The sequence below is a fragment of the Tolypothrix tenuis PCC 7101 genome (assembly GCF_963874875.1).
GTDB classification, from domain to species: domain Bacteria; phylum Cyanobacteriota; class Cyanobacteriia; order Cyanobacteriales; family Nostocaceae; genus Aulosira; species Aulosira tenue.
The window spans coordinates 3145418-3171010 of sequence record NZ_CAWNJS010000001.1; the positions used below are offsets into that span (position 1 = coordinate 3145418).

The 25593-nt window shown below is 40.5% G+C and carries 24 protein-coding genes and 1 pseudogene; 9 read left to right on the forward strand and 16 right to left on the reverse strand.

Annotation, left to right across the window (positions count from 1 at the left end; genetic code table 11):
* The first annotated feature begins 102 nt into the window (after positions 1-102).
* From AACU25_RS12815 to AACU25_RS12830, 4 genes are all read left to right on the forward strand, one after another.
* A complete protein-coding gene (locus AACU25_RS12815; protein WP_045867438.1) occupies positions 103-546 on the forward strand; it encodes an Rrf2 family transcriptional regulator in 444 nt (147 codons plus the stop codon).
* Between the two features lie 115 nt (positions 547-661).
* Complete coding sequence (gene cbiB / locus AACU25_RS12820) at positions 662-1633, forward strand: adenosylcobinamide-phosphate synthase CbiB (protein ID WP_096576154.1); 972 nt, start codon at positions 662-664, stop codon at positions 1631-1633.
* Between the two features lie 199 nt (positions 1634-1832).
* Positions 1833-2375, forward strand: a complete 543-nt coding sequence (pyrR, locus tag AACU25_RS12825; RefSeq protein ID WP_190445892.1) for a bifunctional pyr operon transcriptional regulator/uracil phosphoribosyltransferase PyrR — start codon at positions 1833-1835, stop codon at positions 2373-2375.
* A 180-nt stretch (positions 2376-2555) separates the two neighbouring features.
* Positions 2556-2708, forward strand: a complete 153-nt coding sequence (locus AACU25_RS12830; RefSeq protein ID WP_190445891.1) for a hypothetical protein — start codon at positions 2556-2558, stop codon at positions 2706-2708.
* A 207-nt stretch (positions 2709-2915) separates the two neighbouring features.
* Here AACU25_RS12830 and AACU25_RS12835 read toward each other — a convergent pair whose 3' ends face one another.
* The 5 genes from AACU25_RS12835 to petB all read right to left on the reverse strand — a co-directional run bounded on the left by AACU25_RS12835 (position 2916) and on the right by petB (position 7229).
* Positions 2916-3284 (reverse strand): hypothetical protein, encoded by a 369-nt coding sequence (locus tag AACU25_RS12835; RefSeq protein ID WP_096583710.1) that lies wholly within the window; start codon positions 3282-3284, stop codon positions 2916-2918.
* Positions 3285-3468: 184 nt separating this feature from the next.
* On the reverse strand, positions 3469-4611 hold the full coding sequence (locus AACU25_RS12840) for a glycosyltransferase (RefSeq protein ID WP_096576160.1): 1143 nt from the start codon (positions 4609-4611) through the stop codon (positions 3469-3471).
* 364 nt (positions 4612-4975) lie between these two features.
* Complete coding sequence (locus AACU25_RS12845) at positions 4976-5419, reverse strand: ATP-binding protein (RefSeq protein ID WP_096576163.1); 444 nt, start codon at positions 5417-5419, stop codon at positions 4976-4978.
* A gap of 327 nt (positions 5420-5746) precedes the next feature.
* A complete protein-coding gene (petD, locus tag AACU25_RS12850) occupies positions 5747-6229 on the reverse strand; it encodes a cytochrome b6-f complex subunit IV (protein ID WP_045867443.1) in 483 nt (160 codons plus the stop codon).
* Positions 6230-6581: 352 nt separating this feature from the next.
* Positions 6582-7229, reverse strand: a complete 648-nt coding sequence (gene petB, locus AACU25_RS12855; protein WP_045867444.1) for a cytochrome b6 — start codon at positions 7227-7229, stop codon at positions 6582-6584.
* 410 nt (positions 7230-7639) lie between these two features.
* On the opposite strand from petB, the gene ctpA reads away from it, so the two are divergent.
* Complete coding sequence (ctpA, locus tag AACU25_RS12860) at positions 7640-8896, forward strand: carboxyl-terminal processing protease CtpA (RefSeq protein WP_096576166.1); 1257 nt, start codon at positions 7640-7642, stop codon at positions 8894-8896.
* A gap of 111 nt (positions 8897-9007) precedes the next feature.
* On the opposite strand, the gene AACU25_RS12865 is transcribed toward ctpA, so the two are convergent.
* Entirely contained in the window at positions 9008-9721 is a 714-nt protein-coding gene (locus AACU25_RS12865) for an MBL fold metallo-hydrolase (protein ID WP_096576169.1), read from the reverse strand.
* A gap of 195 nt (positions 9722-9916) precedes the next feature.
* On the opposite strand from AACU25_RS12865, the gene AACU25_RS12870 reads away from it, so the two are divergent.
* Positions 9917-11395 (forward strand): site-2 protease family protein, encoded by a 1479-nt coding sequence (locus AACU25_RS12870; protein ID WP_096583712.1) that lies wholly within the window; start codon positions 9917-9919, stop codon positions 11393-11395.
* Between the two features lie 160 nt (positions 11396-11555).
* On the opposite strand, the gene AACU25_RS12875 is transcribed toward AACU25_RS12870, so the two are convergent.
* Entirely contained in the window at positions 11556-12905 is a 1350-nt protein-coding gene (locus tag AACU25_RS12875; protein ID WP_096576172.1) for an FAD-binding oxidoreductase, read from the reverse strand.
* A 147-nt stretch (positions 12906-13052) separates the two neighbouring features.
* Between AACU25_RS12875 and AACU25_RS12880 the strand changes: the two genes are divergently transcribed.
* Both AACU25_RS12880 and AACU25_RS12885 read left to right on the forward strand, forming a co-directional pair.
* Positions 13053-13292 carry a hypothetical protein gene (locus AACU25_RS12880; protein ID WP_096576175.1) on the forward strand — a complete coding sequence of 80 codons (240 nt, stop codon included), beginning with the start codon at positions 13053-13055 and terminating at the stop codon, positions 13290-13292.
* Entirely contained in the window at positions 13289-13555 is a 267-nt protein-coding gene (locus tag AACU25_RS12885; RefSeq protein ID WP_096576178.1) for a type II toxin-antitoxin system RelE/ParE family toxin, read from the forward strand. The genes AACU25_RS12880 and AACU25_RS12885 overlap by 4 nt, the downstream gene beginning before the upstream one ends.
* A gap of 27 nt (positions 13556-13582) precedes the next feature.
* Here the strand turns inward: AACU25_RS12885 and AACU25_RS12890 are convergent, their stop codons facing one another.
* Entirely contained in the window at positions 13583-14677 is a 1095-nt protein-coding gene (locus AACU25_RS12890; RefSeq protein ID WP_096576181.1) for an AAA family ATPase, read from the reverse strand.
* Positions 14678-14694: 17 nt separating this feature from the next.
* Here AACU25_RS12890 and AACU25_RS12895 point away from each other — a divergent pair.
* Positions 14695-15003: pseudogene (locus AACU25_RS12895) on the forward strand (Uma2 family endonuclease); the annotation flags it as partial.
* A gap of 9 nt (positions 15004-15012) precedes the next feature.
* On the opposite strand, the gene AACU25_RS12900 reads toward AACU25_RS12895, so the two are convergent.
* The 8 genes from AACU25_RS12900 to AACU25_RS12935 all read right to left on the reverse strand — a co-directional run bounded on the left by AACU25_RS12900 (position 15013) and on the right by AACU25_RS12935 (position 25577).
* Positions 15013-17709, reverse strand: a complete 2697-nt coding sequence (locus AACU25_RS12900; protein ID WP_096576184.1) for a WD40 repeat domain-containing protein — start codon at positions 17707-17709, stop codon at positions 15013-15015.
* Position 17710: 1 nt separating this feature from the next.
* Positions 17711-19306, reverse strand: coding sequence for a P-loop domain-containing protein (locus AACU25_RS12905; RefSeq protein ID WP_339382024.1), 1596 nt, complete (start codon positions 19304-19306; stop codon positions 17711-17713).
* A gap of 522 nt (positions 19307-19828) precedes the next feature.
* Positions 19829-20635: an ABC transporter permease gene (locus AACU25_RS12910; RefSeq protein WP_096576190.1), complete on the reverse strand. Its 807-nt coding sequence runs from the start codon at positions 20633-20635 to the stop codon at positions 19829-19831.
* 183 nt (positions 20636-20818) lie between these two features.
* Positions 20819-21592, reverse strand: coding sequence for an ABC transporter ATP-binding protein (locus tag AACU25_RS12915; protein ID WP_096576193.1), 774 nt, complete (start codon positions 21590-21592; stop codon positions 20819-20821).
* A 234-nt stretch (positions 21593-21826) separates the two neighbouring features.
* Positions 21827-22030 (reverse strand): hypothetical protein, encoded by a 204-nt coding sequence (locus tag AACU25_RS12920; protein ID WP_096576196.1) that lies wholly within the window; start codon positions 22028-22030, stop codon positions 21827-21829.
* A 162-nt stretch (positions 22031-22192) separates the two neighbouring features.
* Positions 22193-22927 carry an amino acid ABC transporter ATP-binding protein gene (locus AACU25_RS12925; protein WP_096576199.1) on the reverse strand — a complete coding sequence of 245 codons (735 nt, stop codon included), beginning with the start codon at positions 22925-22927 and terminating at the stop codon, positions 22193-22195.
* Positions 22920-24419, reverse strand: coding sequence for an ABC transporter permease subunit (locus tag AACU25_RS12930; RefSeq protein WP_096576202.1), 1500 nt, complete (start codon positions 24417-24419; stop codon positions 22920-22922). Before AACU25_RS12930 ends, AACU25_RS12925 begins: the two co-directional genes overlap by 8 nt.
* A gap of 93 nt (positions 24420-24512) precedes the next feature.
* The gene (locus AACU25_RS12935) at positions 24513-25577 is read right to left on the reverse strand and encodes an ABC transporter substrate-binding protein (RefSeq protein ID WP_096576204.1); all 1065 of its coding nucleotides are present in this window, start codon (positions 25575-25577) and stop codon (positions 24513-24515) included.
* Positions 25578-25593 lie beyond the last annotated feature (16 nt).

Sequence of the window (25593 nt, forward strand, 5' to 3'; positions counted from 1 at the left end):
ATGATAAGCAAAACTGATCCTTAGTCATTAGTCATTAGTCAATGGTCATGAAAAAACAACTGACAACTGACAACTGACAACTGACAATTCAAAAAATCCAGCATGAAACTAACAACGAGAGGACATTATAGTGTGAAAGCGATGCTCGATTTAAGTTTACAGCCGGCTTATGGGCCTGTATCTGTAAGAGCAATTGCCAAACGCCAAGATATTCCTGCTCCTTATCTAGAAAAATTATTAATAGAAATGCGTCGTGCTGGTTTAGTAAAATCAATTCGCGGCAGCATTGGTGGATACCAATTGGCAAGAGAGCCTGCCAAAATATCTATAGGACAAATTTTAGAATCTGTAGGTGAAACGATTACTTATTTGCCTAACCATACTCCAACATCAGCACAAGCGGAAGATTGGGTAACATTTTCTCTTTGGCAGAGACTTAACCAAAAGCTGAAAGAAGCTTTATATAGTATTACCCTGGCTGACCTTTATTATGATGCTCGGAGTTGGCAGGCTTCGTTGGGAGAGGAAGCTAATTTTGTAGTTTAGTCAACAGTCAAAAGTCTATATTTCAGAGTCACAATACCAGAGTCAGAATATTTATGCTTGACCCTTGAGTAGAGACGCGATTAATCATGTCTCTCCAATTTTTGACTCTTGACCAATGACTCACAACATTTATATCTTGATTTTTGCTGCATTTTTAGATTATCTAATTGGCGATCCTTGGGGTTGGCCTCATCCAGTGCAAGTTATGGGGTGGGTTATTTCTCACCTGTCCAAACTGTCTCTGAAATATTGTCATGATTCTCTAACACAAAGAATTGCGGGAATTTTCCTATGCATCTTTCTATTAATTGGTAGTGGACTTGTTGGCTGGTTAATAATTCAAAGTGCTAGGTGGTTGCATCCGCTATTGGCAATTGCTTTAGAAAGCATTCTCTTAGCTAGTTGTTTTGCTGGCAGAAGTTTGAGAACCGCAGCTGTTACTGTCTTAAAACCTTTAATCGGAGGAAATTTAGCAGAGGCTCGTAATAGTTTAAGTAATTACGTTGGCCGCGATACTAAAAATCTTTCCGAAGCAGAAATTCTGCGCGCCATTCTAGAAACTGTCACTGAGAATGCTACTGATGGGGTGATGGCTCCGCTATTTTATGCAATTGTGGGAGGATTCATTCCCTTTGTGGGAGCTGTGCCTTTAGCTCTAGCATATAAAGCCAGTAGTACTCTAGATTCAATGGTGGGCTATAAGGAAGCACCATACACTTATTTAGGTTGGTTTAGTGCGCGCTTAGAAGATTATCTGACATGGGTTCCTTGCCGCTTAACAGTCATCACATTGGCGTTATTATCAGGTAAACCTTTGTATGTTTGGCGGATTTGTAGCCGAGATGCAATTATCGATCCAAGTCCCAATTCTGGATGGAGTGAATGCGCCTATGCAGCAATTTTAGGCGTACAGGTTGGCGGGACAAATTGGTATCGCGGCGTAGCTAAACACAAACCATTGCTAGGAGATAACATTCATCCCATCACTCCTAAAAGTATTGAATCGGCTTTGCAATTAACTAGATATTGCTTTTTACTGTGGATAGGGGTTGCGATCGCTCTATTCTTTCTACTGCTCAACAGGTAATGATGAATATGGAGAATGGAGAATGGGGTAATGGGTAATGGGTAATGGGTAATGGGTAATGGGTAATGGGTAATGGGTAATAGTAATTTCTCTTTCATCTCCCTCATCTCCCTCATCTTCCTCATCCTCTTATCCTGTATACCCCATCTCCTCTTGCCTCAAATGTCTGGTATCATGCATTACTCAGGGGTATCGGTCTATGGTTATGTCTGTAAAAGTAGTTGAAATTCTCTCATCGGAAGAACTTCGTCGGACTGTCACTCGTCTTGCTTCGCAAATTGTGGAGAGGACACGTGATTTATCTCAGCTAGTACTCTTAGGTATTTATACTAGGGGTGTATTTTTAGCAGAATTATTGGCACGTCAAATTGAGACATTGGAAGGTGTATCTGTAGAAGTGGGAGCATTGGATATTACGTTTTATCGAGATGATCTTGACCAAATTGGGTTACGAACTCCAGCCAAAACTGATATTCCTTTTGACCTCACAGGTAAAACAGTTGTGCTTGTAGATGATGTCATTTTTAAAGGTAGGACAATTCGTGCTGCTTTAAATGCGGTCAATGAGTACGGTAGACCTGAGGTAATTCGTTTAGCTGTTTTGGTAGATAGGGGCCATCGTGAAGTTCCCATCCACCCAGATTTTATTGGTAAGCAGCTACCCACCGCTAAAGAGGAGATTGTCAAAGTTTATTTACAAGATGCGGATGGAAAAGATGCTGTAGAGTTAATTGCAAATTAGTTATAAGCCAAGGGTTAAGCTAAGACAAAACAATAAATTATCCAATGTTTAGCTACACTTGGTTAATGCAACATTTTTGAGATGATTGGCGGTGCGTTAGGCTTTACCGTAACGCACCTTTGTATCTGAAAAACTTAATTACACCGATACCATAATGCGATCGCATCCTGCAACCAAGCATTGCTGATTGCACCAGATAACCGCGAAGTCTGGTATGGCAAAGCCTGTTGTGATGACTTACTGGCAAATGCGGATTTAGCAATTGAAAACTTGCAACAATTCGCCAATGGTGTTGAGAAATGGCAAAAAATGGCTGTGATTTCGACAACATGAGGGACGACAGACGCTTTCAAATTTTGGTAATGGATGATTTGTAGCTTTTCTCATCCAGACGAACTACCAATTTCTCAAAGTTAAACTTTTCTTTCTCCGTGTTTGGTAGTGAATAATCTTTGAAATCACTCTGCGTCCCTTGGCGCTGACTCTGTGTGACTCTGCGTTAAAAAAACCTACGACAAGATCCACTCAATCAACAACAGCTTAATCTTCAAGTGATTTTGCTGGAACTTCCACTGCTGTGACATCAATTGTGCCATCAGGGGTAAACCTACGAAAATGACCACTTTGCACTAATAACTGCTCTCCGCAGTTAGGACATTGCAACTGGCTGTTATTTAAACCTGTAAATTCATATCGACATACAGGACATTGATCAACAACCAAGTTACGTTGTAGCCACCAGCGAAACCCAAAGAATGCAATTACGGGTGCCAATAGTAACAACCCAACAATAAAAAGTATCGAATTCACCAACCAACCCAAGCCTAAAGATGCTAGCAACCAAGTAACTGCTAACACAGTGAGCCAAGGGCGAAGATTTTCAAGCAAAGGAAAAGATTTAAGGCTCATTTTTAAAATGTCATGTTGCTCTATTTCTAGGATAGCGAGTTTGGGGATGAGGAGATGAGGGCAACTGGGAAAAGCAAGGGAGCAGGGAGCAGGGAGCAGGGGAGAAATCATTTAAGGACAAACCCCAAACACCCAATTACCAATTACCCATGCCCAATGCCCAATGCCCAATGCCCCATTCCCATTAAATTAACTCTTGTAACCGTTTTTGCAAAGCATCCATGCCGAAAAGTGCGATCGCTTGTTGTCTTAGCCAATCTCCATCACAACGTTGGTCATGGCCTGTGAGTATTTCTATACAAGCTGTTGCTACAGCATTGGGATCGCGGTGGGCAACTCGCCAGCCAAGTTGTCCATCCTGTAAGGGGTCTGCTGAACCGTCATCATCACCAGATAGCACGGGTACGCCACAAGCCATTGCTTCTAAATAAACAATGCCAAAGCCTTCTTGGGAAGGCATAATGTAGGCATCAGCCAGGCGGTAGTGTGCTATTAGTTCTTCTGTGGGAACGAAACCTGCAAAAATTACGCGATCGCTGACACCTAAATCTTGTGCAAGTTGCGCTAATCGTGGTTGATCGTCGCCGCGACCAATGACTAAATATTTAACTTCTGGGAACATCTCAAGGATTTGCGGTAAGGCGCGAATTGTGACATCAACGCCTTTGTAAATATCGCCCGACCATAGCCGCGCTACAGTCATTAACACTCTGGCATCATTTAAACCATACTTGGCAATCAGGTCTGCTGGCTTTTCACCTGGTGTAAATTTATCCCCATCAATTGCACAAGGCAGTATTTTTACTATATTGGTGTCGATAAAATTAGCCGCACAGCTGCGATCGCGACTGTAACGGCTAATTGTCCAAATCCCTGATGCCGATGTGAGTGCGTGACGTTCCTTACTATTAAGCGGTTCCCAAACTTCTTTACCGTAAGTGAGGACAGTGTAAGGAATTCCTAAAGGTTGGCAAAGGGTTTGTATCAGTTTTGCTAACAGGATGTGACCGCAAAAAACATGCTGGGGACGCTGTAACAACAAACACTTCAGCAAGGCGGCTGTCATTTTCAATCTGCCGAATTGGGGAGAGTTATTTTGAAAACCATAAAATTTTAAATTTTCCGATTCCCAGAGATTTGAGATATTTGGACTATCTCGCAGTACAAATACTTCTGCTTTGTAGCCTGGACTCAATCTCTGATAGGCGCGAAAAATATCTTTGACATAGGACTGAATCCCACCCTCGTGTACAAAAATTTCTAAGAACACGAATACATGGTTGGTTTTTTGGGGAAATTTATGAGTTAAATTAAGATTTTCGCCCACTTTACCTGTGCAATTACGTATGTTTCTGGCTCATCCAGTTGTAACATATACCACAGATGTTTAGGTTAATTGCGAGAGAGAAAATAATACCATTTTGAATTGGGGATTGCTTTTTGTGCCGCAGTTCTGTCAATCCTCTTTCACTATCAAATTTTCAATTCGTATAAACAAGAAAGCATCAACTTTAAGCGTACCTCAGCATTTTTCAGCATCTTCTATGATTTGCAAGCAAAATTATGCACCCTGAAATTCCCATTCAGGGTGCTTTGGCTGGATTTTCACGTTTCTTGTTCTAGCTTGTCAAATTCCCATTAATTAATAATTTGTACTAGATGGCAATGACAAATTAGTAATTAAGAATTATTTAATGCTGACCATCTAGAGCATATTTAACAATCAGCAAACAATTTCTGTTTGCTGTAGCGCGTTCGTAGACAACACGGTCGGCCAAGCGTCTCAGAAGAAACCATCCGTATCCTCCTACTTGAAGAGTACCTGGCTCTGGCTCGGCGATCGCATCGGGATTAAAAGGTTTGCCATAATCCCAAATTCTCATTTCTAATCTATCAATCCACAAGCTGACTTCAATATCTATGCCTGTTTCTGGTGGTAAAGCAGAATGAGCATGACGCACTGCGTTAGTGAAGCCTTCTGCTAATGCTAAGTTCAGGCGATAAAGCTGAGTTTCTGACCAGCCAAGTTGATACAAATGTTGCCGACAAAATTTCTCAAACCATTGTTGCACGTGGTTGAGGAGCTTGAGATCGCTCTTCACCGTCAGATGGTCTTGCTGCATGGTGCTAAGCATTGACCTTGACTTAAATATAAGTAAGTGATCGGTAGGTAACAAATGCCTCTGTTTGTGGTATTTGTGAGATTTCTGATTTTGGAATAGCTATTAAATCCAAAACTAAATATCCACGATGCAACCTGGATGAGGAAAAGTGCTGAGTCATAGAAGTGCAGATTTAAGAAAACCTTATCTCTAACTTCTCGCTGAGTGCTGAATGCTGAGTAATAGCTCACGACTTAAGTCTTCCTAAGTACTAAGTACTTAGTTTATCAAAACTCATTACTCATAACTCATCACCCATGACTCAGCACTCATCAAAAAGTACTGTTTTTTCTGACTGAATTAGAACAATCCTAAGGTTAAGGATTTGTCTAATGGTAAAGCAGCACCAATACCTAGCCACAGAGTTACAAGTGTTCCAAAGAGGAAAACTGTGGTTGCAACTGGACGGCGGAAGGGATTTTGGAACTTATTGACGCTCTCGATAAAAGGAACGAGGATAAGTCCTAGAGGTACTGAAGCCATTGCTAATACTCCTAACAGTTTGTTAGGAAGTGATCGCAAAATTTGGAATACAGGGTACAAGTACCACTCAGGTAAAATTTCCAATGGTGTCGCAAAAGGATTCGCTGGTTCACCGTTCATTGCGGGATCTAGTACTGCTAGAGCCACAATACAAGCGAAAGATCCCATGATGACGATGGGAAATACGTAAAGTAGGTCATTAGGCCAAGCTGGTTCGCCATAGTAGTTGTGGCCCATGCCTTTGGCCAGTTTGGCTCTGAGGATAGGATCGCTCAGATCGGGTTTTTTCTGTGTTGACATTTTTAAATATGCTCTCCTGCTTAAGTTGAGTTAAAGCATTGGTAAAAGCCTTGAGCTATCAGGTAAACCTCAACAGCAGCCAGATGCCAGTAGGGTTTTACAGCTTTCAGCTTCTGATATCAAGTTTTTGTTGTTCTTGTTCATCAGTTTAAAACAAACAACTCTAGCTTGAAAGCCGTGGGGTAGGAGATAGGGTAAGGATTAAAGGTTGAGGTTTAAGTAATAGCTTCAATTACTGAGTCCTGAGTTATGAGTCAAAATCTGAGCTTCCATGACCAATTACCCATTACCCATTACCTCTTTCCCCATTTTGAAACTGAATGCAGTTTAGCTGTTAGCGTTTTGGCTGAAATTACAAGGGCCCAGAAATGCCTTGTTTGCGGATCATCAAGAAGTGGAACAGCATGAAGACCGCAATCAACCAGGGCAGAACGAATGTGTGGGCGCTGTAGTAGCGGGTCAGGGTCGCTTGGCCGACGCTAGAACCACCACGTAGCAAGTCAGAGATCAGCACACCAACTACAGGAATTGCTTCGGGAACGCCGCTCACGATTTTCACAGCCCAGTATCCCACTTGATCCCAAGGTAGTGAGTAGCCAGTCACGCCAAAAGAAACTGTGATTACGGCTAGGATCACACCACTTACCCAGGTTAATTCGCGGGGCTTTTTGAAACCACCGGTGAGGTAAACCCGAAAGACGTGCAAAATCATCATCAACACCATCATGCTGGCAGACCAGCGGTGAATGGAGCGAATTAGCCAGCCGAAGTTTACTTCTGTCATGATGTACTGCACTGAGGAGTAAGCCTCAGCAACAGTTGGCTTGTAGTAGAACGTCATGGCAAATCCAGTCGCAAACTGGATGAGAAAGCAAACCAGGGTAATGCCACCTAAGCAGTAGAAGATGTTGACATGGGGAGGAACGTACTTGCTTGTGACATCATCAGCGAGTGCTTGAATTTCCAAGCGTTCCTCAAACCAGTCGTAAACGTTGGCCATACAATCTCAAGTTCCTAAAAAATCGGTTGCGGTTGATCAATCTACGAAGTTCTAAGCGGAGGAAGCCTCCGCTCAGACTTCTCTCCCAATTAACAATTTTGGGATTTTAGCAAAGAGGATTTTAGTCGTTTGCTTTTAAGGCTTCAGAGTGATAAGACTTTTAATAAACTTAACACTCTGTAAACATGTGATGTATTGCGTTTTTGGGGCAAACCAACACGACAAATTATGGACACAAAGTAGATCTTATCGTGTGTTGAGTGGGATATACGCTAATCAGCTGACTTAACAACTTGATTAAGACTAATGCACCACTTCTATAAAAAAAGTAACATAATCGAGAGATAGATTTCATCAAAAACAAAGCAACTGGGCAGTTCTAGGCAATTTGGGTTGAGGTGGAATTCAACATGGGCTTGTTCATGGATAAAAAGATTTGGCGACGCGGATTATCATTGCTAATGGCAGTTTGGTTGGCACTAGGCATATTTATCCAACCGGCTGGGGCTTTAACAGAAGAGCAAAAACTAATATCAGAAGTTTGGCGAATTGTCAATCGAAATTATTTAGATGAAACGTTTAATCATCAAAATTGGGCGACGGTACGGCAAAAAGTTTTAGAGAAACCGCTAAAAAATCAGGAAGCAGCTTATGCAGCAGTTCAGAATATGCTCAAAAGCCTGGACGACCCCTTTACCCGCTTTTTAGACCCAGAACAGTATCGTAGTTTACAGGTAAATACTTCTGGAGAACTTACAGGGGTTGGCTTGCAAATTGCCCTAGACCCCAAAACTGGGAAGCTGGAAGTAGTAGCACCAATCGCAGGTTCGCCGGCAGATAAAGCGGGGATTCAGCCACGCGATCGCATTATCAAAATCGAAGGCACCTCTACAGAAAATCTGACCTTGGACGAAGCTGCAGCGAAAATGCGCGGGCCGATTGGCAGCCTCGTGACATTATTAATCGAGAGAGATGGTACACAAGAGCAGGAAATTAGGGTAGTGCGCGATCGCATTGCTTTAAATCCTGTAATCTCAGATTTGCGCGTTACCCCACAAGGGACACCCATTGGCTATTTACGTCTGAATCAGTTTAATGCCAACGCCTCAATGGAACTGGCACACGCCATTAATAGTTTAGAAAAAAAGGGCGCGGCTGCCTACATTCTCGATTTACGCAATAATCCTGGTGGGCTACTGCAAGCGGGAATTGAAATTGCCCGCCTATGGCTAGACTCTGGCACCATCGTCTACACCGTCAATCGCCAAGGCATCCAAGGCAGCTTTGAGGCATTTGGCCCAGCACTCACATCAGACCCATTAGTTATTCTAGTCAATCAAGGAACCGCCAGTGCCAGCGAAATTCTTGCCGGCGCACTCCAAGATAACGGCCGCGCCACATTAGTTGGCGAAACCACCTTTGGTAAAGGCTTAATTCAATCCTTGTTTGAATTATCCGACGGTTCTGGCTTGGCAGTCACAATTGCTAAGTACGAAACCCCCCAACATCGAGACATTAACAAATTAGGTATAAAACCAGACAAAGTCATTCCTCTAGAAACAATTACCCGCGACCAAATTGGCACAGAAGCCGACCCACAATATCAAGCAGCAGTGGAAATGTTGACGAATAATCCTGTAGTTGTGGGGATGGGGAATAGGGCATAGGGCATGGGGCATTGGGCATGGGTAATGGGTAATGGGTAATGGGTAATAATAATTTCCCTTTTTTTCCTTTTCCCCTTTCCCCTTTTCCCCCTCATACCCAGTCCCCAGTCCCTAATCCCCAGTCCCTAAATCCAAAGCCGCAAGACTCTGATAAGCTTGAGCGATCGCACCTTTTCCTCTCAAGAAACCAATATTCGCGCCGGGACAGATGTAATGTAGGGTTTCTGGTGTAAAGCGTTCTAACAAATTTTGAAGACTTTTAATTTGCCTTGGCCAGTGAAAGGTTTTGGCTGTGCGTAATAATACTGGCTCACCCTGAAGATTAGGAACTATGTGACGACCGGAAAATAAGACTCCACCGAATTGATTGTAGTAAAGGCAAGATGAGCCAGGAGAATGGCCCGGTGTCCAAATTACTTGGGCGGTTGCATCTAAAGTTAGTTCCCGCCCAAAGCTGGTGACGGTTAATCCTGGTAATAAATAAGCTTCTTGTTCTTGAATTACAACCTCGCAACCTAGAGCTTGCTGGATTTCTGCTGTCTTCCCAATAGCACCGCGGTGTGTGATGACTAGCCAGCGCACACCGCCATGCGATCGCAAGAAATCTAAATTTGTTGGCTCGAAAGCAGGACAATCAATCAGGATATTACTTTCATTTCTTACAATAAAATAAGAGGTTCCCCCTAATGTGTCCCGATTGGGCGGAAATGCAAAAATATTTTGCGCGAAGTCCGAAGAGAGGTTTCCTCCGAGTAGAACTTCGTCAGAGAGCACAGCCCTTGGTGGCTTAACTGTATGATTTGGCTGTTGGGGTAAGGGGCACATAAGAAAAAACCGAAATTGAGGAGTTGTCTAATCATTTGGTTACAGAGTTCAACATCTGAAAGCCAGCAGCTTGAGAGTGAACAATTGCTGTTAACCGTTGAAGAAAAAATAGGGGTTTTTATAGTCTGGCTAGTAGTGAAGGCTGTGGTGCTAACGCTACAGGTGGGACGTTTTTTCAAAATCACTGAAGAGCAAATGACATTTTGGTTTCTCCTTCTACTGGGACTAGCTACTTATCTGATGGTGCAGCGTGTCGTCGCCCATAGCACCCGGACACCTGTCTGGTTGTTATGGTTGGTTTTAATGACACCAGCATTTTTGTTGACCGGATGGACGCTAATGTATGGTACGAAACAAGCGCCACCCTCATCACTGATTCTCTGGTCATCGATCATCTGCGTTCTGTTATACTGGCTGTTATTTCAATGGGGACGGCGAACACCTATAGATAAACAGACGGAACCCCAAGCCATTGAATCACAACCGGTTATTAATCCTACCGCAGAACCTGCAAAAGTGCGTCCCATCGAGCCAACGGAAGAAACCCAGCTGCGAAATTGTTTTCCCTGGTCTACTTACTACATTCAAAACATTGAATACCGACCCCAAGCTGTCATCTGTAGGGGTCAATTGCGAACGACACCAAGCCAAGCCTACCAGCAAATTAAGTCTAATATCGAAGCTCAATTTGGCGATCGCTTTTTGTTGATATTTCAAGAAGGGTTAAATAGCAAACCTTTCTTTGTCTTGGTTCCCAATACTCAAGCGGCTAAATCTGTAAATTCTGCTAAGGCTGAACAGTTAACGCGGCCAGGATTAGCATTTTTACTTTTAGTAGCTACCTTGGTGACTACTACCTTAATAGGGACAAGAATTGCTGGTGTAAATGTAAAAGTGCTACAAGCTGACCCTAATATGTTTCTTCAGGGATTGCCTTATGCTTTGGCATTAATGACAATTTTGGGCATCCATGAACTAGGACATTATCTAACAGCTAGGTATTACAAAATCCGCTCCACGTTGCCTTATTTTATTCCTGTGCCTTTTTTCTTAGGCACATTTGGCGCATTTATTCAGATGCGGAGTCCTATCCCTAACCGTAAAGCTTTATTTGATGTGAGTATAGCAGGCCCAATTGCGGGTTTTATTGCTACATTACCAATATTAATTTGGGGTTTAGCTCATTCTGAGATAGTTCCTCTCACAGAAAAAACCAGTATCTTAAATCCTGATGCGCTCAATCCCAAATACTCCATATTGCTAGCCGTACTGTCAAAATTAGCACTAGGAAATGCCTTAAACGCACAATCAGCAATTGACTTACATCCTGTTGCAGTCGCAGGTTTTTTGGGATTAATTGTTACTGCATTAAATTTGATGCCAGTTGGACAGTTAGATGGTGGTCATATTGTCCATGCTATTTTTGGACAAAGAACTGCGATCGCAATTGGTCAAATTGCTCGCTTATTGTTGTTACTGCTGTCTTTAATCCAATCTGAATATTTATTCTGGGCGATTATTTTATGGCTCATCCCCTTAGTTGATGAACCTGCACTTAATGATGTCACTGAATTAGATAATGGGCGTGACATATTAGGTTTATTATCAATGGCTTTGTTAGTCATAATTGTCTTGCCACTCCCCCAATTAATGGCGAATTTGTTGCAGATTTAAGAGGGGAATCATGATTAATTAATCCAAGATATTTGCAAAAAATGCTGCTCATAACCCCGACTTCTTCAAGAAGCCGGGGTTCTAAATATTGCTCAATCCAGTAAAATTCCAACCTAGATTTTTCAACTTTTGTAATTAATTACGAATTACGAATTACGAATTACGAATTATTATGAAATTCCAAAACTTTGCTTTTGCCAGGATTCATCAAACCATAGGGATCAACCATTTCTTTAAATTTTAACTGTTCGGGGTCTATTACTTTTCTACCGCCGTCTTCAATAATATATGTGTGAGGATTGGCAATCATTACACCTTGCGCTTCGTGGTAGCGGATAATTTCATTGAGGCGTTCTTCTGTGGTGTAACGAACAAGTTGTAAAGCACCAGCAATAACTGCGCCTCTCACCCTAAAAAATTCTAAATGCATCATCACTTCATCACCAAAATGATGATACAGATGTTCAACTAATTGCAAACTCGCATCTGGCGGAAAGATACTTTGCAAATAGGTAATTGAACTATCGACAATGCGGGCGTGTAATGTTGTGTGATTCCAGGTAAATTCTGCTAAATGAGTGCCTTTACCTGCATCTTGTGCGGGTTTTTGATAAGTAATTTCTCCGCCATATTGTTGGACTAATCCTGGTAGAAATTCTAAACTCGGTTCAGCAACCATTAAAAATGCTGGGTGCTTACCTTGGGGAATGTATTCATGTAAAGCATGGAAATACTGGGGAATGGGTGATGCAAATACACTAATCAATTTCTTCATCATGCCATCAGCAATACCCAGGGCATAGCCAAACTTGGCTGCTGTCATGAAGTCATCAAAGGTAACAATCACTTCCGCCCAAGGATAAGCAGGGGCTAAAGGAAGTTCTAATCGGGTGATGATGCCATTAATACCCCAAGCATGGTTGACCTTTTGCACATCATCGCCGCGTAACTCGATGATGCGGGGTTCATCTTCTAAAGTTACCACTCGCAGTCCTAAAAGATTACCGCGATCGCCTAATAAGCCATATTGAATTGAGCCAATTCCCCCGCTTCCCCCAGCAATAAAGCCGCCAATGGTGGCTGTGCGGTAGGTTGAGGGAGCCATTCGCATTTCCCAGCCAATTTCTCGCGCTTTTTTATCCAAAGCTGCCAATTTCACCCCAGCTTCTACCCGCGCTACGGCTGGTTTTACCCAGAGAATTTCGTGCATTTTGGTCATATCGAGAATTACGCCGCCATGCATAGGTACGCATTGGCCGTAATTTCCTGTACCTGCACCCCGGACAGTTACAGGGATACGGAGTTTGGCGCAGGTTGCAGCCACCTTAATCACTTCTGCTTCGTTGGCGGGACGAACGACGATATCACCGACTTTCCCGGCTAATTTGGGGACAAGAACGGGGCTAAAGGTGTGATAGTCCTGGGATAATTTGGCGACTTGCGCGGGGTCGGTGATAGTTTCGATGTCTGCGAAAGCAGCAGTGAGGGTATCTAAATTGAGAGTTGCCATTAGTATTTTCATTAAGTTAGTAAATTTACTTTTATTCTCACGTATTTAGGCGCATTTGCCGGAGGTGTTCCCACAGGGTAGGCGCGAAGATGATTGAGGGCTAATTTAAAATTAAATTCAGGAGTTCAGTTGAGAAGAGGTAGAAAAATGAAGACCGAACAAGAACGCGAACAGTTAATCAAAGCTATCAATGTACTGTTAAATCAAGCTTATGACAGTACCTTAGATGAAATTTATGCACTACTGCAAAAAATTGAGGATGAAGAAGATGAAAGTGATTTAAAAGCCTATTATGCTGCTAAAAGTGATGTGGAAAATAATAGCCTGATCGCATGGGAGGAGATTAAACAGGAAATTGCTAATGAAAGGAACAAGGATGTAGCGTGATTTACGAAGTAAAATTTACCAAGGGTGCGAGAAAAGCGTTCATGAAACTATCTCCAGAATTGCAAGACCGGATACAGATAAAAATAGATAGCTTGGCAATAGAACCACGCCCTAACGGAGTGAAGAAGTTAAAAGGCACAGAGAATTCATATCGAATTAGAGTAGGCGATTACCGCATTATCTATGAAGTTTATGATGATGTTTTATTGGTAAATGTTGTAGAAATGGGACATCGTCGCAACGTATATAAAGATGAAAGCTGATAAAAAACAATAATTTAATAATTAATTTTAAGATTCAAGTTTCTTTGCTAACCATTTACAGAAATTTGTATGATAAAAGCTGTAATATTCTGCACCTGCGATTTGTTGATGGATTAAAAACTCAAACCAATTCTCTAACACTTCCTCAATATCAAATTCATCTGCATTGAGAATTTCGGCAATTGCTTCTACAGAGATGGGCTGTTGTTGCTTAACTAAAACTTGCAACACAGCTTGGCTAAATTCCTCATCTTGATTTGCAGCTTTCATTTTTTGCCAATGCTGTTGATAATATGTTTCTAAACCAGGCGGGATTTGATTGTATTGCCAAGATTCTGGATAGAAACCCTCAGAGATAGCTGCTAAAATTTGGCTGATATACATAAAATTATTTTCTGATTTAGTAACGAGGCTAGTGCAAAATTCTTGCTCGTTGATTTGGTGATGATTTAGCCAGGTTTTTATATCTTCGTGAGTTAAATATTGTTGAATATATGTTTGGATATCTTGCTGAGTTGATTCTGGGTAGTCTGCTAGATTAAGAATATGGGATGGTGTTTCAATTAATAAACCAGATTTATTTCTCAAAAAAGGGCGGCGGGTGAGGAGGAAATAAACTTTATCTGGGAGATAGCGGGGAAGATAAAATAAATTTGTACCAGGAGATTGACTATTGCGGTCAATGCGGTCTAATCCATCAATAGTAATGATGAGTTTTTGCTGAGTTTTTAACTCATCGCTGATTTGCTGAATTAACTGATGTAGAGATGTGATGTTGAAAGTCTCTACAGGTAAGTTATCAATAGCAAAAATCTCTATCAGTTGGGTGCAAATATTGCTAATAAATTCCTCTGCGCGATTTTTACCCTCAAGTTCAACGTTGTAATAGACAACATGAGGATTATCTGTCGCATATTTGGCGAGAATTGCACTTTTACCGCTACCGGGTGCGCCTGTGATAGTGAAGTAACCCTGGCGATAACGGTGAATAAATTCATGAATCGCCGTAAATACAAATTCACGACCGACAAAATTATGGCTTTTGGCTTGAATAATTTGCTCAAACTCTGTGGGATGTCCTCTGGAATTGATTGTAGTGGGTGGTTTGGTTGGTGAGTTCATAATTGTGAGGAATAATTATAAGATTACTTAAACCCCGTGATGATTTTTACGCCACTGCACACCCCCAACTCCAGGATATTTTTTTATTAATTGAAGTAGCTGATTCTACTATCGAGTATGACCGAGAACAGAAAATTTCTTTATATGCAGAAGCAAACATAATTGAAGTTTGGTTAGTAGATATTAACGAGCAAATTGTCGAAGTTTATCAACAACCAACAGCCGCGGGATATCAGCTTATGCAAAAGTTCGCCAGCAGTCAAACTTTATCAATTCTAAGTCTCCCAGATGTAAACATTACCGTCAATGAAATCCTTGGCGAATAAAATTACTTCTTACTTGATGCCTTCAAGACGTAAAAAATGCAATCTTCCTGATTTTTCGCCTACAATAATTGTTACTCCATCTGAAACAATAGTGCAGCAAAGTAACTCACTATCCCCACTGAAGCTAGCAATAACTTTCTTACTTTCCAAGTCCCAAACTTTAATAATATTATCTAACCATGAACCAGAGATTACTTGCTTACCATTTGGCGTGACAACAACTGTATCGGCGAACTTATTATCTATAAGGGTAAATAGTTCTAATCTTTTTTCTAAATCCCAAATTTTGAGAGTTTTATCTTTAGAAGCAGAAATTACCTGTTGACCATCCGCAGTGACAGCAACAGATGTCACCCGATCATTATGACCTTTAAGTGTAAATAGTTCTTTGCCAGTTTTTAAATTCCAAACTTTTAAAGTCTTATCTACTGAACCAGAAATCAGGTATTTTCCATTTGGAGAAATTGCTATTGATGTTACTCTATTAGTATGACCTTTGAGTGTGAAGAGTTTTTTCTTAGTTTTGATATTCCAAACATTGAGGCTTTTGTAATAACAAGATATGACTCTTTCATCGTCAGGACTAATAATTATAGAACTAAAATTTTTATCGACAAAACTTGAAAGTTTTGTTGAACAGAAATCATTGATTGAAAATAATAAAAACCCTGATATATACAAATATATTAAGAATGTCATAAAAAATAGATCGCCTGTTAATTTATATTCTTTAAAGATTTCTAAAATTTCATAGCCCACTATAATTAAGACTGTCAAACTAAACATTAAGAGAGAGTTTTTAGCTGCTTCTAAATAAAATAAAGGTACATTAAGAAAAAAAGTTTTTTTCCTACTTTCTAAAGCATAGCGGCTTAAAATAGATTTTTTAATATCATAAATTAAATATTTAATATTATTAGTTATGGCTATCGAAGGAACTAGTAAAATGTTTTTGTTGGAAACGGAATTTTTTTTAAGATTGATAGTAGCAATTTCTTGTTTTTCTGTTAAATTGTAAATTTTTAAATTTTTGTTTATGTTAGATAAAACAGAAATCATCACTGTACCATCTGGAGTTATATTTATAGCATTTACAGAGTCAGTAAATTTAATAGTATGAAAGATGTTTTTCTCAGCTTTAGAATCGAAAATAAATTTGCGATCGCAACCCTCGCCTACCATATCTGTAATTTCTAATAACTGCTCAGAGTTAGTAACATTTAATTCTTCTTCAATTTCTAAATTCCAAACTTTAAGAGTTTTATCTGACGAGCCAGAAATTATATGTTTACCATCTGGAGTTAATGTAATTGTATTTACTGAGTCTGTATGAGCTTCAAGTGTTAACAATTTATTATTATTTTCCCAATCCCAAACTATAAGAGTTTTGTCCTCTGAAGCAGAAATTATCCGCTTCCCATCTTGTGTAAATGTGACAGCTTTTACTTGTTGAGTATGACCTGTAAAAGTAATAAATTCTATAGGTATGAAAGGATGAAAATTCAAAAACTTGATATTTTTTTGCTGCAAAGATTCAAGATTAATAATATTAAAATTAGCTTCTTGTTTAAATAAATTTTCTAAATTACAAATACTGATTTTTGCTTCTTCACCATAAGAAACCACCAATTTATTATCTTTGTTAATAGCTAAACTATTTACATTTTTACCTTCATTAATTTTAATTGTTTTTGAATTTATATTTTCTAAATTAAATATTTCAATTGCTTCCCAACTAGAAAAATGTTCTCCATCATTTCTAATAAAACTCCAACAAGAAATTACCCATTTATCATCATGAGTGATGCTGACTGCTTTCACATTATCATTACCACCTTCGATAATGCTATTAGTTCCAGCCTTTAAGCAATAACCTTTTCTAGTTTTTAAATTCCACACTCTAAGAGTGGCATCCTCTGAACCAGAAATCACTTTTCTGCTATCGGAAGTAATAGCAAGAGTATTGACTACACTAGTATGACCATTAAGAGTACAAATCTCCTTTGCAGTGTACAAGTCCCAAACTTTTAAAGTTGTATCTTCTGAACCAGATACTATGCGTTTGCCATCTGGTGTCACCGCTACAGCAATAACAGGTTTAGTATGACCTTCTAAAGTAAAAAGTTTCTGACCAGTTTTGAAATCCCAAATTATTATAGTGTTGTCAGATGAACCAGAAATAACTTGCTTGCCATCGGGAGTAATGGCAACAGATTTTACCTCACTACCATGACCGACAAAAGTACGTAGCAATTGCCCTGTTGGGCGAGCTAAACTACAAGCTAAAGGACGCAACCAAGTATTTTCACTTTGTTTTGCTGACACTAGCATTGCCTGAATTTCTGGCAATTGAAAGCACTGCAAACGTCCCCATAATTGTGCTGCAAGCTGTGTTTTATCTCGCTCTAAAATATGTTTAGATAAGTCCAAGGCTCTTTGAATTAATTTCAAGGCTTTTACAGTTTTGGCGTTATATTCTGGGTGAGTTAATATTTCTACGTCATCAATCAAATCATAATCGTCAATTAGTGGCTGCACCCCAAACTCAAGATAGTTAATCTTGGCAGTGATGAAATCAAAATCAGTCAGGGTTTTGTAATACTTTTCTAATTTTCCCGACTTTACCAAGCTTGGCGCTAAACTACCCAAGTAAGCACGTTGAAAAGCAGGACTTTGTGCCGCTAATTTGTCTGCAAATTCTCCCATATCACGCCATCTTCCTTACAAGGTAGTCTGCAATGCCTTGATTAACCTCTTGAAATAGCTTCCGTTTAGAATCCAAAACTCGTTTTGCTTTCAAAAAGTCTAAAAAACTAGCGTGATAAATGCTATAGCAGATTTCTCTTTTTATATCCTGCTGCTTCAAATACTCAACCCACTCTTCTAAAACTAATTGCACATCATATTCATCCTGTTTGGCAATAGCCGCTATCATCTCACACGGAATTGGTGTACCAATCTCCACTAAAATAAACAGGATAAATACTTTTACTGCTTGGGGCTTTGCATCCATCCCCATACGTTCCCAATGAACTTGATAATATTCTTGCAGTCCATGAGGTAATTGCTTTAAACTCAGGTCTTGATAGTCACCTTTAGCAATTCCTGGCAAGACATAGCGCAGGTACATGAAATTATTTTCACTCTTAGTTGCTACCTGCTCAACAAAATCATTCTCATCAATTTTGCGGTCTTGAATCCATTGTCTAAGTGCCTTCTTATAGTCTTCATCGACATTCAAAAATAACCCAATATACTTTTTGATATCTTCACGGCTCAAATTAACATAGTCATTTGCCCTTAAATCTAGCTCCTCCATAGGCACATCTGGTGCAGATAAGCGTTTTTTATCTATAGTATATGGTCGTCTAGTCAGCAGAAAATAGACACGTTCTGGTAGCGCCGTTGGTAAATCTAAAAGATTTCCCCCAGCTTCTTGCTCCACTTCATCCAAAGCATCAACTACAATTACCAGACGTTCGCTAACAGGAATTTTTTTACTAACTTGTTCTAGTAAATCAGCTAAATTAGCCTTCTCGACATTCTGCAACTGGTAACGCTTAGTTAATTGCTGGCGAATACTTTCAAGAAATAGCTCCGCTCGATTGCTACTAGTTTGGCGAATATTAAAATAGCATGGCGATCTATTGTCCCAGACGTATTTAGCAGCAATGGTACTCTTCCCCATCCCCGCATCACCCACTACTGTAAAATAACCACTGCGATTTTTATTGCAAAATTTCTTAAATGCGTCGAAAACAAACTGACGACCACAAAACGAGCGAATTTTTTCTCTAATTAACGACTTAAATTCTGTTGGATACTCGTCTAAATTCCATTTAGGAAAAGGCTCAAACTCTATTGATTTGCTTCTTTTCGCAACCTGAATAAATATTTCCCCAAACTCCTCCAACTCCGATCGCAATTCAATTCTCATCAATCGGATATCAAATTCTGAATCCTTACCCTGCAAAAACTTTTCTACTTCCTTGTAAAAACCCAAAGGATAGTTTGAAGTATAAGCACTCCAAAAAGCATTTTTAATTTCTCTTTCTCGAAAAAGATTCAGCAGTACTTCGGGCTTATCTACACCATACTCAATTAAAGAATAAACATAAACACCATCAACATCTTTAGGCGGTTGTACTGGGTCAAAATTGAATTGTTTTAAGGTTCTAACTACAGTTTCATTGCGTTGAGCTTGATTAATAACTAGAGAAGCCGCAGGTTTAGCAATACTTTTAAGTACATTAACTACAGGGTCAATATTCATTTTTGCTAGCAGTAGAAATAATTTGTACACCTGTAACTTATCCTAACGACAGATGACAAAAATGAGCTTATGTAAAGCCATATTACAGCTAAAGCTTTCTCTTCCCTCTTCCTTCGTTTCCTTAGCGTCCTTCTCTGCGAGACGCTACGCAAACGCGGTTCGATTTTACATAGATCTTTTTGTCTCACGCAGAGGCGCAGAGACGCAGAGAAGAACAACAGAGGTGTTGTGATAGTGTCATTTCGAGTGATAAACAGCAAATTTCAACTTCTGAACTGCATCGTTGTCGTTTAGAACACGAACATTCTCGTTCGGAACAGAAACATTCGCCCTCTGAACACGAACGTTCGCCTTCAGAACAAAAAACTTCGCCTTTGGAACACGAAACTTCACCTTCCGAACACGAACTTTCAGCCTTTAAGCCTCAACTGTCATGTTCTGGAGTCGAAACTTCGAGTAAAAAAGGCGATGTCTACCCTGAGCTATACCTACGCTCGTCTAAAATACAAGAGGATTAATGAAGTAAGCTTGTCTAACAAAGCTACAGCAGTGTTAATCCTCTTGTTCAACTGCGCTTTCGTGCCATTTACGTAAGATAAAGTCCGATAAAGCACTCAAGCTGACGAAAATTAACACACCTAACCCCGTAGTTAGGAATAATGCGGCGAACATTCGGGGAATTTGCAGGTTATAGCTGGAAATGAGAATGCGATAGGCGATACCGGATTTTTCCCCGCCAGTTCCCGCGACAAATTCCGCCACAACTGCGCCAATTAAAGCTAAACCACCGCTAATTTTTAACCCACCTAAGAAGTATGGCATGGCGCTGGGTAAGCGCAAATACAGCAGGGTTTGCCAACGAGAGGCTTTGTAGAGTTGAAATAGGTTAAGTAAATTGCGGTCTACACTGTTGAGTCCCAAAGTAGTGTTAGAGACGATGGGGAAAAAGGCGACTATCCAGGCGCAAACTACTAAGGCGGCGAAGGTATTGTTTTTGAACCAGAGAATAATTAAAGGTGCGATCGCAACTATGGGAGTTGTCTGTAAAATGACTGCATAGGGAAAGAAGCTGCGCTCAATCCATTTGCTTTGGGCAAACAATATCGCTATGATTAACCCAGAAATTGCAGCCGCAACAAAGGCGACAACTGTTATTTGTAGGGTAATTAATAAGGATGAGAACAACTCATTCCAATCACTAATTAAGGTTTGCAAGACTAAGATGGGGCCAGGGAGAATATAGGGCGGTAATTGTGTAATTCGCACGAATATATCCCACAATAGCAACGCGAAAATCCCCACTAATACGGGTGCAACAATCTCAAGCGAGAGTAATTTGGGGCGACGTTTAAATAGCATCCTTTTCTAAATAAGGCTTTTAATGAAAGATAATTCGTTAGGGTTGTCATTTGTCTTTAGTCATTCTTACAAAGTTCTGATCGGAGGAAACCTCCGCTCAGACTTTGCGCTTTGTCATTTGTAAGGGTTTTTAGTTTATTGATATTTTGTGATGTGGTTGATTTCTTTACATTTTTTACTTATTTAAAATGCCACATTGGGGAAATAACTCATCGCGATTTCTAGAGATTGGGAAACCTGGCGACAATATTCGTTATACAAAGATGATGTACGAAACTCCTCACTGCGGGGGTAAGGTGCAGCAATTTCAATATCTGCAATTATTCGTCCGGGATTTGTCCCCATCACTACTACTCGATTTGATAAATACACTGCTTCGTAAATATTATGAGTGACAAAAACCACTGTCCAATGGTGTTGATACCATAAATTTAGTAAGTCACTGTTAAGTTTACTGCGGGTGATTTCATCTAAGGCTCCAAATGGTTCATCCATTAACAGAATATTTGGTTGCGTCACTAAAGCACGCGCAATTGATACCCGCATTTTCATCCCCCCAGATAACTCACGGGGGTAACTACGCTCACATTTTTCTAATCCTACTAATGCCAATGTTTGCTGCACTAAACTATTAGTTTCTTGTGGCGATACTCCCGCCAATTTTAAGGGTAGGCGGACATTTTCTTTCACATTTGCCCAAGGCATAAGTGCTGCATCTTGAAACACAAAGGCGAGTTTGCGTGCTTGGGGAGGCAAACCCCAGTTAATAGTACCAGAACTGATGCGTCCTAGTCCGGCAATTAATTTGAGGACTGTACTTTTACCACACCCAGAAGGGCCGACGATGCTGATAAATTGTGATTCTGGGATAGCTAAATTTAAGTCTTGCAGCGCCACTGTGCCATTTTTGTAGACTTTGCTAATGTGGCTGAGTTGAATAGCGGGAGGGTTATTCATTAGAAACAGGTAGAGAATAGCCTGCGATCGCATTAATTATGGTAAACCCTATCGCCACTCTCAAGCATTTCTCAATCTTGATTTTTCTTCTCTCTGTGTCCTCCGCGTCTCTGCGGTTGATTTACAAGCCCAAATTTATCCACGTTTATCTGCGTTTATCTTCTTCTATCAGCGGTTAATTTTTTACTGCTGTACCTCCCCAATATGAAAATCGCCATAACATAACGCATTTATTTAATCATCGGGAAATTGCCAAGATGAAATAGTTTCAACATTTTGGCTATTGCATTGAGTACAAGTAGCATCAAATTTTGAATCCATCCATTCATACCCGCAAGCACGACAATGACAGAAAATATTATTGCGGTTGGCATCTTTTAATCCCTGATACCATTGCTGTAGTTCTTCAGGATTTTCAAAAGGAGAATTATTAGACATTTCATCAGCCTTGAAAACGCAGTAAGTCGATAAAAATAAACCAAACTCTTACCAATGACAAAGCGCAAAGTCTGAGCGGAGGTTTCCTCCGATCAGAACTTTGTAAGAAGGACTAAGAACAAATGACAGCCCTAACCAATTATCTTTAAACCACCGTTCAAATTAAAGCATTTTTTCTAAGAATTGTTTGGCGCGATCACACTGCGGATTCTGAAAAAATTCATGAGGAGTCGTATCCTCTGCTAAAATACCTTGGTCAAGAAACATAATCCGGCTAGCCACTTCTCTAGCAAATCCCATTTCATGGGTAACTATCGCCATTGTGATTCCGGTTTGCGCTAAATTTTGCATCACTTGCAGCACATCTTTGACCATTTCCGGGTCTAATGCAGAGGTAGGCTCATCAAAGAGAATCATCTCTGGTTCCATTGCTAAAGCGCGGGCTATGGCAACTCTTTGTTTCTGTCCCCCTGATAATTTAGATGGGTAAACATCTGCTTTTGCTTCTAAGCCGACTTTTGTGAGTAACTCTAGCGCTTTATTTTCGGCTAATTTTTTATCTACTTTTTTGACTTTAATCGGCGCATAGGTGACATTTTGCATTACTGTCATGTGGGGAAATAAATTAAAGTGTTGAAACACCATCACCAATTGTTGCCGAACTTGGCCGATGTTGATTTGAGGATGAGTTATTTCTTGATCATGAAAATAAATTTTGCCTTTGCTGGGACGTTCCAGCAGATTCATACAGCGTAAAAATGTAGATTTACCTGAACCAGAAGGGCCGAGAATTGCTACGACTTCACCTTGGTGAATTTCCGTGGAGATATTTTTGAGTACGTCGAGTTTACCAAAGGATTTACACAAAAATTCTGTCCGAATTAAGACGTTACTCACTTTGTCTTAACCTCCTTTCTAAAACCGATGCAGCAAAGGTTAAACCCATAACTAAAGCATAGTAAATAAACCCTGCAAACAATAGCGGCTCAAAGTAAATATATTTATTTGCACCGACAATTTGAGCGCTGCGTAAAATTTCTACTACCCCAATTGTCGAGACTAAAGCTGAGTCTTTCAATAGTCCAATAGTTTCATTTACCAAAGCCGGAAGAATGTTTTTTAAGGCTTGGGGTAAGATAATGTCCCACATCATTAACCCATAGGGAACACCCATAGACATCGCCGCTTCCGTTTGTCCTTTATCTACCGCTTGAATTCCCCCGCGAATAGTTTCGGACATATAAGCGCCAGAGTTGAGGGTAAAGGTTAGCACTCCTGCGGTTAAAGCTGAGATGTCATAGCCTGTTAGCTGGGGTGTGGCATAGTAAACTAAAGCCAACTGTAATAGTAATGGTGTGCCGCGAAAGATAGAAGTATAGGCGTTAGCCAGCCAAGTCAGAGGCTTGATTCCCGTAATTTTGCAAAGAGAGAGAATTGTCCCCCAAATTAACCCTAGAAATACTGAGAATAGGGTAAATAACAACGTCAGGGGGATACCTTTAAGGATAAAGGGAATTTCGGGGATGATTCTCGTAAAGTCTAAATTCAATCCGCCTTTGGCTGGTGCTGAAGAGACGTTAGCAGCGGCGGTAGTTTGGGAGAACCATTTAGTTACTAATTGCTTGAGTTCGCCTTTTTGCTGCATTTGTTGCAAAGCTTGATTAAAAGGCTGTACCAAAGGAGAACCTTTCGGAAAAGCGATCGCCGAACCACTGGCTTCTGCGGCAGGAATGACGTTAAACTCTAACTCTGGGTTGGCTTGAGCAAATCCCCTCGCGACAGTATCCTCCACAATGGCAGCATCAATGCGCCCTGATTTAATTTCTTGAATGGCTTCTGGTACTTTATTTAGTTGTTTTAGCTGAATTCCGGTAACTTTCTCAGCTATTTTTTTGGCATTTTGCTCTTGAATAGTTCCTAGCTGTACCCCAACTTTTTTCCCCGCTAAGTCTTGGGGTTGTTTGAGATTGCTAGTTTTCGGGGCAACAATGGTATCTTTAGCTTCGTAATAAATAATCGAAAAATCAACATTTTTCTTGCGTTCTGGGGTGGGAGTCATCCCCGCCATGACAAAATCCGCGCGATTAGCTTGGAGTGCAGGGATTAAGCCATTAAAATCGGATTCCATCACCTGGAGTTTAAACCCCAGTTTTTGCGACAGACTTTTAGCGATATCGATATCAAAGCCAACAATTTGGCGATCGCCTCCTTGAGTATCATAGAACTCATAAGGCGGATAATCTGGCGAAGTAATCAATGTCAGCGTATCTTTGCCTACAGATGAAGCTGCGTTGAGAGAATAGTTTTGACCTGTAACAATACTGATGACAACCATTGCTGCAAACAGCAAGGTTAATATTTTTCGTTTAGGGTATAGGGCATAGGGCATGGGGCTTCGGGCATAGGAGATTGGGTATTTCTGACTTTGTCCCCCTCTGCTCCCCTGCTTCCTCTGCTCCCTCTGCTTCCTCATCCCAATCCCTCACGCTCTGTAATACTCTACACCTTTATTGACAAATCGCAGGGTAAATGCGTCTTGATACTTAACATTCGACTGGGTAATTCCAGACTGCACCATATTGTCAAATAGTAACTTCCATCTAGCCTCGCTCATCGCCCCAATTCCAAGTTTTTCTGCAGTATCAGAAATCACAATTCCATATTCTTTCAGTTTGGTAAGGCTATAAGCTAACTGCTCATCTGTCATTTCTGGATTCGCTTTCTTGATTAAATCATTACCAGGTTGAGGATTTTCTAAGTAACTATACCAGCCCTTAATTGAGGCATCAACAAAGCGTGTCACTAAGTCGGGATTTTTGTCTACTAATTCTTTCTTGGTCTCAATTGTAGTTGCGTATGTGGGATAACCATAATCTGCTAGTAAAAACACTATCGGCTTAATACCACCTTGCTTTTCAACCGCGAATGGTTCTGAAGTGATATACCCTTGTTGCGCTGAGGTTTTGTCAGCCAAAAAGGGAGCAGGATTGAAGTTGTAAGGGCGTTTTTGTGCGTCGGTAAAACCATACTTAGCTTTTAGCAGTGGCCAATAAGTAACGTTTGCAGCAGCGGATACATAAATCGGTTTGCCTTTGAGGTCGGCAAGGGTTTTAATTGCTGTGTTGGGATGGGTAATGATACATTGAGGGTCTTTTTGAAAGATTGCTGCTACGGTAATTTTGGGAATGCTTTGTGCTACTGCATTGATAGCATCAATACCAAAACCCATGAAAAAATCTACTGCTCCACCCATCAATAACTGGGTACCACTAGGTACTTGCGGGCCACCCATTTTAATGGTGACATCAAGACCGTGATTTTTGTAAATTCCAGTTGCGATCGCCTGATAAAATCCGCCGTGTTCTGCTTGCGCTAACCAATTTGTACCAAAGGTTACTTTATTTAACCCAGAAGGTGTAATTTTTTCAGAGTTGCTATTAGCACAGGCACTTACGATGCTACTACCTATACATAAGGAAGCATACTGAAGAAATTGGCGGCGATTCAGGTTATCAAATGTTGCTGATGCGGATGGCGGCTGATTCATGGGATAAAATAAGGCC